5 protein-coding genes are annotated in these 7324 nt (G+C 37.2%); all 5 read right to left on the reverse strand.

What is annotated here, in order from left to right:
- Positions 1-133 precede the first annotated feature (133 nt).
- A complete protein-coding gene (locus K9N40_12575; GenBank protein MCF7815302.1) occupies positions 134-2350 on the reverse strand; it encodes a T9SS type A sorting domain-containing protein in 2217 nt (738 codons plus the stop codon).
- A gap of 1046 nt (positions 2351-3396) precedes the next feature.
- Positions 3397-3663, reverse strand: coding sequence for an RNA-binding protein (locus K9N40_12580; GenBank protein ID MCF7815303.1), 267 nt, complete (start codon positions 3661-3663; stop codon positions 3397-3399).
- On the reverse strand, positions 3663-4730 hold the full coding sequence (locus K9N40_12585; GenBank protein MCF7815304.1) for a family 10 glycosylhydrolase: 1068 nt from the start codon (positions 4728-4730) through the stop codon (positions 3663-3665). The genes K9N40_12580 and K9N40_12585 overlap by 1 nt, the downstream gene beginning before the upstream one ends.
- A gap of 283 nt (positions 4731-5013) precedes the next feature.
- On the reverse strand, positions 5014-6216 hold the full coding sequence (gene xseA, locus K9N40_12590) for an exodeoxyribonuclease VII large subunit (GenBank protein ID MCF7815305.1): 1203 nt from the start codon (positions 6214-6216) through the stop codon (positions 5014-5016).
- 132 nt (positions 6217-6348) lie between these two features.
- The gene (locus K9N40_12595) at positions 6349-7107 is read right to left on the reverse strand and encodes a SagB/ThcOx family dehydrogenase (GenBank protein ID MCF7815306.1); all 759 of its coding nucleotides are present in this window, start codon (positions 7105-7107) and stop codon (positions 6349-6351) included.
- Positions 7108-7324: the final 217 nt, after the last annotated feature.

Raw genomic sequence — 7324 nt, forward strand, 5'->3', positions numbered from 1 at the left:
GAACAGGTAGCGGCTCCGGCTGAAAACCTCCGGAGCCTTGCCGGTAAGTCTGTTCTTGGACAATGCCTGAAAAAATCCATTAACGTAACTGCTTGCAAAGCAGGCTGTTAATAACACATATGGTCAGTTGATACTATTTCAAAAGTAACATTTTCTTCGAAATTACCTGATCAGTAGCAATAAGTTTGTAGAAGTACAAACCGGAACTGACTGATTTGCCAGAATCATCTTTACCGTCCCAGGTTATTGAGTGATTTCCTGCAGTAAATTGACCTTGAACAAGATTGCGAACTAATTGACCTTTCATGTTGTAAATTTCCAATTCAATTTCTTGTTCAATGGATAGTGAGAACAGGATATTAGTTACAGGATTAAATGGATTAGGATAGTTGCCGATCAACTTGGCTGTATTATCGGGGGTTTCATTTTGTCCGTTTTCAAAGCTGTCGAATTTTATTACAGAGTTACTTCGCTGACCAGAAACAATTGAACCTGTTTCAAACATTCCTGTTTCAGGATTCAATACTTGATAACTTCTTACAGGAAGACTTAAGCTTCTACTGTTTGTTACAATTTCAAAATTGTAAGGAACAGGTTCACGACTTGAACCATCAGGATAGACCAGGATCTGTTCACATTCATCATCAACGACAACTGCGCCAACGCACACATTATCCTGAAATACACCAATCTCTAAAACTTCTTCCGGAATTTCAACAACGTCTATTACTTCATATTCTGCTTTATCAGAGAAAGCAAAATTCTCTGATTCACTTTTTGTTTTAGGCTCTTCTACAGTGCCGGAAGGTGTCCAGTAGAAACCGCTGATCTGATTTGTACGTTCGAAACGAACTATATATCCTTTGCCGTATTCCAGGGTTTTACCTTCCGTTGATTCGGATGTTGGTTCTGACTGCCCTATCCCGCGATTATTGCTGTTCTTATTGTAATACCAGTCTTCTGCCCATACCTCTTCTACATAAGTCCAGAAATTGCCAAAAGCATCAACAATATTTTGTGATTCCGGCAGCCAGTAACCCATCCAGTTCTCACTAAGCGGCCCGGCAGCTAAGTTATAATCTAATGGATTCGTTGCATCGATTTCTAATCGACTTCCTTCCAAAGGCAGATAGTGATCACCTTCTTCTGAAGTATTCAGCTTATAGCCTAAGCTGGATTTTACATTGTAGGAAGTTGGAGACCAATTTGTCCCATTATATGCAAGTGTTGGAATTGGGTTGTTTTCTTCACATACATGAAGTAGAGTTAGATCATCAAACGGCCAATCCAGGAATTCATTCAGAACTGATGTTACATCGTGAGAAGTATTACCGGTTCTTTCTAAGCGAGGAAATGATATCCAGTTCCAGTGGACACCTTCACAATATTTAACATCAGGACTTGATTCGAAGCATCCCATATCAATACGTACATCTCCACCTGTTGTAGTTGGATCACCGGCATCTATGCAGGGGCTGCCTTCCAATAGATGATATTTATACGGATCAACAGGACAGAATTTTGGGTCTGTGTAAACTAAATTCCCGGTACCCCATGTAAAGTGAGGAGTGTTTTGATAGCCGGCGTTAGTAAAGCAACTATATGATACTGTAATGTTTGGACCATAAGGTCCATCATTAATCCCAGCTGATGAAAAAATACAATTTTTAACAGAAACATCAGCAGCAAGATATAAATAAAGACCATATGGAGAATCAACAAAAGTATTATTTTCGAAGTTACCGTGATAACCTGAGCTTGCATTTATTATATAAAACATCCCATCTTCAATTAGGTTATTCTTGTAATTTCCATAAGCTTCAGGATCATATCCCAATGAATAATCTTCATTTAAATAAATTGCACATTGTGCAGTGTTGTTTCGGAATATACAGTTTGATATTTCTTCTACATGCTCATCAACACTCCATGATTCAAGAACATTTCCATTTGAATAAAAATTATTATCTTCAAAAATACAGTTTGTAATGGTATTCACACCAGCATGAAAATCAACAGCAGTATCACTATAAATAGCACCCGTTATAGTAAATCCTTCAAATCTATCAACATGGCTATTTGCATATAAACAGGTACTATACAAATATGGTGCAGAAATTATACAATTTTCTGGTCCATTAACAGATTCAAAAATCAAATCTACTTTTCCATTTGTTTGAATGTATTCTTCATAAACACCATCATATACAAGAATTATATCTTCGCTTGAAGCGGCATTGACTGCATCTTGGATTGTAGAGTAAGTGTGATTCTGTCCAACCGGTCTAATGACTCCAATAAGCGAACAACTCAATATAACAAACGTAATTGCTAATATTATCTTCTTCATCTTTTCCTCCTTAAGTTTTTGTTTTTTCATTTCAAATTTAAATTAATTGCCGAATCAAAATGAAATCACTCAAACTTATTCTTACAGGAATAATCTCTCATTCTGTCCTCCTTCAAATCAAAGGAAGAAAGAGATTTGTTCGCCACATATTTCCCAAAATGGATATTCCATAGAATCTGCAAGTTAATTGACAAAACGCCATGAAATCCAATTCTGTCTTTTGGGAAGAGTGATGTGGAGATTTTGCGTTGGCGTGAACCTTGCTTTATCGAAGCTCTCTCTTCCTTCTTCTTAGATAATTTCTAAAACATGGTAAATTCTCTTACCTTAATTAACAGAGCCAGAGATTGATTTTAAAGTAAGATGTGTCAAACGATTTTTTCAAAAAAAAAAAAAACAGCTAATGTTATCTTATTTAATATTAAATGTTTATGGACATCCTTTCCGAAACCTTTATCTTACAAGGACATGATTCTCGCAAATTCTTCTTGTAGATTTCGGAAAATAACTGTAGACTTAACCCGTGAGAGTTGCACTCTTGAGAAGGCAGATTTCATCGTTCTCGCTTTTGCTCTACTTTAGAAATATCTGCCCAAGACAGACAAAGCCCATGGACATACTTATAGATTTTCATCTCGTTACTGTATTGAGATTCTTCCAATGAACAACGTGCAAGATTCGTCAGAATGACGACAAAAAAACGTCTTTCTGAGGAAACCCATAGCTTTACTTTCGAAGAATCTCGTGAGATTCTTTCAGCCTTACTTCTCGTTTGACAAAAGAAATTCTTCCAGTCTTCTCTAAGTTCTGTCTGGCAGGCCCAGTGGAATTGGGAAAAACCAGCAGCAAAGCTGCATTCCACAGGGCAGGCATAATGACAGTATTTCTCGATCAGGAGTGATCGAGATACAAAAAGTCTTCTCGTTCCTAAACTCTAGTTTGGGAACGCAATTTCTAACGAAATTCCATTTCGAGATTCTTCCCGTAAATCCTGCTATCCTGTCAGAAAAAATATCAGCGAAAATATGTGTTTATCTATGGTAAAATTATTCCAGATCCAACTTCTCTCGTTCCAGAAATTCATAATATTCTGGAGCATTATTTTTTGATACGTTTCCTTTGGGAATTTTTATAATCTTTAAAATATTTCGATAACTGTATAAAGAATATTCAATCTCATCTTCAGCTAAAACATTGGCACTTGCTTTTGCTGTTTTTCCATTGATCTTCACCAGGTTTTTGTCGCAGGCTTTTTTGGCAATACTGCGAGTTTTCACAAGGCAGAGTTTATTTAAAAGCTGATCTATTCTCATTATTGAATCCTCAAATATTTTTTGTAATGTTCATTCTTCAGTCCTGTATAACTAAAAAGCGAAAATCCTGCAAAATTCATTTTTCTGATTAATTTGATCTTATCTTTTACTTCTCCCACTGCGTAATGTTCTCCATCTTGCCAGGCTCGAAGTCCTACGACAATTTTATCATTTAAACCAAAATTGCTCAGGAAAGTTAGATCGGATTCCAATCTGTCCGTTGATTTTGTGTATGACATCGTATAAGCTGCATCAATGTAATCTTTTTCCAACCAGAACTTCCAATCTTGAGAGTAGCGTTCCAATGCATCACTAACACTTGGAAAAACGGCTGCAGATATTTTTACATTCGGAGAAATCTCTTTTGCTGCCATTGATATTCTGGCTACAAATCGTGTGATTTGATCATTCTTCCACTGAATCCAACTTGTTGCATCCTGATATTTCACTTCCGATTTATAAGTTTCCATCGCCAGCTTATTGAAGCCGAAATAACCGGCAGGATAGCGAATATAATCCAGATGAATTCCATCCAGCTGATAATTCGAAAGCACATCCAGAATCACGTTGATTGTATATTCCTGAACAGCTGGAATACCCGGATCAAGAAATGCTCCAACATCATCGTGATACTTCATGCTTTCTTTAGAAAAATTAGTCGTTACCCATTCGGGATGCAGAAAATAAACATGTGAAGAATCTAGTTTTGTAAGATCGTGACCGGTGATAATAAAAGTGGTGAACCAGGCGTGAACTTCAATTTTTCTCTTTTTCGCTTCTTTGATGATGTAACCCAAAGGATCGAAATCAGAATCGGTAATTCCATGATATTTCACTTCTTCATTTGGATAAGCTTTATTCCTTTTATTTGGAATGTAGGCAGCATCACCGCGATAGCGAACTTGCACTAAAAGCTGATTGAAATTCTGATAACGAATATCTTGAAAAAGTGTATCGATCTTTCCGGGGCGAGTAATTTCCCAGATCGGAACCCAGAGTGCTTTTATTTCCGCTTTCAGGAACGTCATCGATAGAATGAAATACAATATTGAAATGGATTTAATCATAATTCAAATTCGCAACAGAGATTCTTCAACAGAAAAACGTGAAAGACTCGAGTTCAGTTCCGTCTGGACTTGAGGATTTCTGTTTGTTCTGAACTCCAGCCAAGTCTGAAGTCCAGTCCATCGTCTTCCTAACCTCTCTGTTAGCATTAGCTTGGAAGGATCTCGTGGAATTCTATTAACTTTACTTCTCAAAATTGTAAAGAGATTCTTCCTACCTGTGACGGCGAAGTTGCACGAAGCCGTAAGGACAACCTTTGTAAGATTCTTCAGAATGACGGAAAAATTAATCTTCATTTTCTATCTTGATCACTTCTGTTTCCAATTTACCGTCTTTTAAAACTAAATCCAGTTTATCTTTCAACTTTATTCCTTTTACAGATTTCAATAATTTCTTCTCCTGAAGGATGAAAGCGTAACCCCGTTTCAAGGCTTCTTGAGGAGAAAGTTCCTTCAATTCATTCTGCAAAATATCTAATTTGGTTCGAAACTTCGTTAAATGAAGACTTGTGAGATGTGTTAATTTCAATGCAGAATTTTCCAGTCTCTGCTGCATTTTCTGCAAAATATTTTTGGGATGAAATTCAGCAATTTGCTTTTCCAGTTCGTGAACTTCCATTTTGCGGGAAAATATAGATTGCTTCACGGCATACTGCATCGTACTTCTATAGCCTTCGATCTGTCCTATAATTTCATTCCGATCGGGAACTGCCAGTTCAGCTGCAGCGCTGGGAGTGGGCGCTCTCAAGTCAGCAACAAAATCAGATATTGTGAAATCGATCTCATGACCGACAGCAGAAATAATTGGTATTTTAGAAGCAAAAATTGTGCGTGCCAGTTCTTCATCATTGAAGCAGAAAAGATCTTCCTGAGAACCTCCACCTCTGCCAATTATCAAAATATCGACCGGGAATTCTTCGTTGAAATATTTTATTCCCCGCATAATATATTTTGGCGCAACATCTCCTTGAACAACAGCTGGGAAAAGATATATTTTCACTGGGAAACGCCGACTTAAAACATTACGGATATCCTGCAAAGCCGCACCGGTAGAAGAAGTAACAACGCCAATCGATTCTGGAAATTCAGGGATCGGTTTTTTATGTGCAGGATCGAATAATCCTTCTTCATCCAGTTTTGCTTTCAGCTCCTCGAATTTGAGTTGAAGATCACCGATTCCCGAAGGCATCATTCTGGATACATTTAATTGATAATTTCCTGCTTTTTCAAAAACCGAGATCTTGCCGGAACAAATCACTTGATCGCCATTTTTGGGTCCAAAATTTAAATACAGATTATAATTTTTGAAGAAAACACATCGCAAACTGCTTTTGGCATCCTTGATCGAAAAATAGATGTGTCCTGAACTGTGCCGAGTAAAATTAGCAATTTCACCTTCCACAAAAAGTGCTGGGATGTTGGTTTCCATCACATTCCTGATGTGACGATTAACTTCCGAAACTGAAAAAATATCTGGTTTATTATTCATAATTTTTATTTTTTTGTGAGTGGAGATTCTTCCAGCCTTCGCTAAGCTTCGGCTTGGCTGGCCCAGTGGAATTAGAAAAAACTAGCAGCAAAGCTGCATTCCACAGGGCAGGCAGAATGACCGGAAAAAAGGTCACTTCAAATGTCCTACCGGAGACATATAGATAGCGTATTCATCGATGCCATCCACGCCAATTAATTCATCTGTCAACTTCTGATTATAAGCTGCAATTGCACAAGTTCCTGCTCCGATTCCTTCACAAGCCAGATATAAATTCTGGCAAACATGACCGGCATCTAAAAGAGCAGTTTTGTGTGATGTAAGATAGTATCTCCATTCTGTTCGATATGGAACAACACTCCAGATAAAAACTACTGCACATTCACCGACAAATTTCTGTCCCAAAGCTGCAGCTTTTGTTTTATTTTTCTGATCCTTAATTTCTCCCAGGAAAGCAAGTTTATGCTCAATTCCCAGATAGCGATATAAACCCGGTTTTAAGCTTTCCACATTGTGTACGATCAGATATGTTTCAAACGGGTGTCGCGCTCCGGCAGATGGAACAGTTCGCAAAGTTACATAAGCTTTTTCATTGCGAGAAATGACTTCTTTTACACCTTGAGTTGCCCAGAGTAGAAAACTAAATTCTTCCAATCCTAAAGGTTTATCAGAGAATTTTCGATGGCTGCGGCGATGAAGAATATTTGCTTTCAGATTGTTATTTTGAGGTTGGAAATTTTCGATCTTAGGTAAATCAATAATCTCATTACTAGTTTGTACCGGCTTTTGTAGATCTGGTGGATCGATATTTTTCATCTGATCTGTCTGGAAATTCTCGAACACCTTAAAATTAGCTTTCATGAATTCGCGATGCTTCTGGATCTTATCCATTCATCCCTCCATATATTTCAAAATGAACATTTAAGTTGGGCTCTTTTTGTCAAGAATTGAACTCTCAAACCTATTTAATGTAATTTGTTTCTTGACTCTTGTATAATAAATTAAAACCTAACAAAAAATATGGAAATTGAGGAGAAACTATGAAAAAATATATAGTTATTTTACTTATTTTATCTGCTGCTATTTGTTTGAATGCCCAAATTCCTGA

Source organism: Candidatus Cloacimonadota bacterium (assembly GCA_021734245.1).
In the GTDB taxonomy this organism is placed as follows: Bacteria; Cloacimonadota; Cloacimonadia; order Cloacimonadales; family TCS61; genus B137-G9.

Bases quoted from the DNA above. Each gene is read 5' to 3' on its own strand.
- K9N40_12575 (MCF7815302.1), bottom strand. From the start codon at position 2,350: ATGAAGAAGATAATATTAGCAATTACGTTTGTTATATTGAGTTGTTCG.
- K9N40_12580 (MCF7815303.1), bottom strand. From the start codon at position 3,663: ATGAGAATAGATCAGCTTTTAAATAAACTCTGCCTTGTGAAAACTCGC.
- K9N40_12595 (MCF7815306.1), bottom strand. From the start codon at position 7,107: ATGGATAAGATCCAGAAGCATCGCGAATTCATGAAAGCTAATTTTAAG.
- xseA (MCF7815305.1), bottom strand. From the start codon at position 6,216: ATGAATAATAAACCAGATATTTTTTCAGTTTCGGAAGTTAATCGTCAC.
- K9N40_12585 (MCF7815304.1), bottom strand. From the start codon at position 4,730: ATGATTAAATCCATTTCAATATTGTATTTCATTCTATCGATGACGTTC.